Source organism: uncultured Mucilaginibacter sp., assembly GCF_903913935.1.
Classification (GTDB): Bacteria; Bacteroidota; Bacteroidia; order Sphingobacteriales; family Sphingobacteriaceae; genus Mucilaginibacter.
In genome coordinates, this window is the sequence record NZ_CAIWNH010000006.1 from 1 (window position 1) to 3,489 (window position 3,489).

Annotated in this window: 3 protein-coding genes; all 3 read left to right on the forward strand. The window is 38.8% G+C overall.

The window, feature by feature from the left end:
* Window positions 1-152: 152 nt before the first annotated feature.
* Genes QZY09_RS00135 through QZY09_RS00145 form a run of 3 tightly spaced genes read left to right on the forward strand, consistent with a single transcriptional unit; the run spans window position 153 to window position 3,413 of the window.
* Window positions 153-896 (forward strand): glycosyltransferase family 2 protein, encoded by a 744-nt coding sequence (locus QZY09_RS00135; protein ID WP_295666471.1) that lies wholly within the window; start codon window positions 153-155, stop codon window positions 894-896.
* Window positions 896-2,428: an oligosaccharide flippase family protein gene (locus tag QZY09_RS00140; RefSeq protein WP_295666473.1), complete on the forward strand. Its 1,533-nt coding sequence runs from the start codon at window positions 896-898 to the stop codon at window positions 2,426-2,428. The genes QZY09_RS00135 and QZY09_RS00140 overlap by 1 nt, the downstream gene beginning before the upstream one ends.
* A 58-nt stretch (window positions 2,429-2,486) precedes the next feature.
* Window positions 2,487-3,413 carry a WavE lipopolysaccharide synthesis family protein gene (locus QZY09_RS00145; RefSeq protein ID WP_295666476.1) on the forward strand — a complete coding sequence of 309 codons (927 nt, stop codon included), beginning with the start codon at window positions 2,487-2,489 and terminating at the stop codon, window positions 3,411-3,413.
* Window positions 3,414-3,489: the final 76 nt, after the last annotated feature.

Here is a 3,489-nt window from a genome sequence, read left to right on the forward strand (position 1 = left end):
GTTCGGGCGGAATTCCTTCCTTTCGATATTTACGAGGTGCCGGATGCGATCGTTAACCGTCCAGAAGACACAATGGATGATTTCCCTTATCATTATAGTGATTCAGTTTACCAATACCTGTGTAACCAGATTAATCAAAAGTATTTTAATTGATGAATATTGTAATACCGATGGCTGGTAAAGGCAGCCGCTTTGAAATGGCTGGGTATGCCAAACCGAAACCATTTATCGATGTTGATGGCAAACCAATGATCAGCCGCGTAATCGATAATCTTTACTATCCCGGTGCCAAATATTATCTGATCGCCCGTCACGATCATATCGAGCAGGAAAAAGAACTTGTTGAGCAGATTAAAGAAACATATGATGCTGAATTTATCCCCATCAAGGATATTACAGAAGGAACGGCCTGTACCGTTTTGTTCGCAAGAAAATACATTAACAACAGCAGCCCGTTACTGATAGCTAATTCTGATCAGTTGGTTGATACATCTATTGAAGCGTTTGTCAATGATTGTTTCATCCGAAACCTGGATGGTTCAATACTCTGCTTCATAGATAAAGAAAAAAACCCTAAATGGTCATTTGCAAAAACCGGGAAAAACGGCATACTCACTGAAGTGAAGGAAAAACTCGCCATTTCAGATCTTGCAACTGTCGGAATCTATCTTTTTTCGAAAGGATCGGTTTTTGTGGATGCGGCAATCGATATGATCGTAAGGAACGAAAGGGTAAACAATGAGTTTTACACTTGTCCGGTATACAATTATGCGATCAAAAACGGTTATCGTTTCGGTGTTTATAATATTTCCGAAAGCGGAATGCACGGCTTAGGAACGCCGGAAGATCTGGTGGCTTACCTGGCGGCATTATTCATCCAGAAAACAAAATCTTAATGTCAAGAAAACGGAAGGCTTTTCTTGGATTTTATGCAGATGTAGCCGGAATGATTATTGTCCAGTTACTTTCACTTCTGGCTATCCGTTTCTATCTGAATGTTATCACCCTTTCAGATTATGGCTATTGGGTAGTAATCACTTCTGTAATCGGTTGGCTCGGGCTGGCTGATTTTGGTATTGGCTTTAGCATTAGCCGGTTTCTTATTAAGGCAATGAACAGTGGCAAAGGGGAAACGGATGGTAATGAGATTAATAGCATTGCTGCCACCAGTATGCTTATGTTTATTGTTATCTCGTTTGTTTTCCTGCTGATTGGCCTGTTACTAATTCCGTTTGTTACGCATTGGTTCCATATAGACCAACTTTCTTCATCGGTTTTCAGCAGCACATTTGTTATTGTGTTGATAAGCACGGCTATAGGAATACCATTTGCTTTATACAGCAGTATACTGGAATCGCGGCAAAAAATATTATTGAACCGGAATATTCAAACGATCAGTGCAATCGCCCAGGTTTTATCAAGTATGTTTTTTGTAGTGCTTTTGAAAAGCGTCGTAGGATTGGCATTCGGGCTTTTGTTTGGTACCCTGCTTGGGGCAGTGCTTTATTATTATCATGCTGCGAAAGAGGTTAGGGTAAGCATTTCAAGAACAAATGTGAAACGAAATATGATGAAACAGCTGTTTTCATTCGGGGGGTATTTCCAACTGGGCCGAACAGCCAATATGGTAGCCACTACTACCGATAGCTTATTTATTCTTTCTTACCTGGATGCTTCAAAAGTAACCGTATACAATTTTACCTCAAAGCTTCCTGTGCTTTTCTGTAATACAATTGCCAGTAAAATTCCACTTGCCTTATTTTCAGGCCTTTCGCAGGTGTTTGATTCTGGCAACATGCTTCTTTTTAAGAAGTCGTACGTTAACCTGTTAACAGTTATTATAAGACTCGCCTTTTTTTCTACAGCTGTGATCTTTTTTGTCAATGATAAATTTGTAGGCCTTCTGGCAAAGGATGGTTATGGTGGCATGGCCCTGAACAGCATTTTTGCTTATTGGGTATTTTTTGAAACCATTATACGTGGAACAGGCATTATCTTTTCAATATACCGGGAGCTGAAAGTATGGGCTTTTGCGGGTATTATTGAAGTATTACTGAATATAGGCATGAGCTTTTACTTCCTGCATATTGGCTGGGGAATGCCCGGGCTTGCATTGGCTACTGCCATCGCGCGTACTTTTACAATAGGTGTTTACTGGGCCTGGTTCGTGAATAAAAAGAACCTCGTAAATTACCAGGAACTTGTTAAGTCCCTTGTGCAAAACGCACTGCGTAGTATGCCTATGATCTTTGCTCTTTACCTGCTTTCTGTGTATTGTTCCTTTACGCCCATTTTTTCTATCGTCATTTATTCCCTGGTGGGTTTAGGAATCAATATCCTATTTTATGACTGGCGTATACTATACGAATCCTATCAAAAAAGATCATTCAGCCTGATTTTGGCAGGCTATAAAAACAAGTATTTCTAATCGTTCAAACCGAACAAATTGCAAATAGTAACAGATGGATATGAATTTTAATAGTATTATGAAGGCTGCCATTATTCTTTTGGAAAAAATAAGCCCCTATTATTTATCTGTTGCAACGCGCACTAAATCGTTTTCCCGGGAAGCGCTAATGAAATACGGGATTTTTGCAGAGCTGGGGAAAGAGTACGCTATTGTAATGCAGGGACCAATTATAAACAAAGATAATTTTACTATTGAAACACTTAAGTTATACCGCTACGTGTATCCCAATATAACAATCGTATTATCAACCTGGCCAATTGCGAACGACCATATTGTAAAACAACTGAATGATCTTGACATATTAGTAATAGAGAACAAGCCACCTGCATTTTCTGGAGCAGCAAACATTAATTTTCAAATAACATCTACTGCCGGTGGCTTACACGCGCTTGACAAAGAACAAACCAGGTATGTTTTAAAAACGCGAGCAGATCAGCGATGTTGTAAGCCAGTGGATTTTCTTGGATATATGCGAATGCTGCAGGATTGGTTTCCTTTAAAAGACAGTAGTATTCTTCATGAAAGACTTATAATAGTTAGTTTGGATAGTTTTCTCAATCGCTTATATGGTATAACAGATATGTTCATGTTTGGAACGCTGGGAGATATGTTGCTATACTGGGATATTCCACATCACGAGTTGATGCCAGACATGGTAACTGATAACCCGGAAATGATGATTAAGAACAATACCGGGGAGGGTTACTTTGTAAATCATTTTTTTCGCAAACTTAATTTCTCTCCGCTATGGACCATTGCAGACAGCAATGAGTTTTTAGCAAAATATTTTTGTGTAGTTGATAAAGAGCAGATTGATCTTTACTGGTTTAAATATAACAGGTATTTTGAGTCTATTGAAAATCGCGTGCAAAAAGATTTTAATAACCTGGTTAGAAGAGATTTTATTCATTGGGCACGCTCATACATGCCTAACGATCGCTAATCCATACCGGTAAGCGAGCTTTTAAAATAATATATTGGATACAGGAGTGTCATTATTAAAATTGAATGACAGATAA

Coding starts and splice junctions, on each gene's coding strand:
- QZY09_RS00140 (WP_295666473.1), top strand. CDS start 896: ATGTCAAGAAAACGGAAGGCTTTTCTTGGATTTTATGCAGATGTAGCC.
- QZY09_RS00135 (WP_295666471.1), top strand. CDS start 153: ATGAATATTGTAATACCGATGGCTGGTAAAGGCAGCCGCTTTGAAATG.
- QZY09_RS00145 (WP_295666476.1), top strand. CDS start 2,487: ATGAAGGCTGCCATTATTCTTTTGGAAAAAATAAGCCCCTATTATTTA.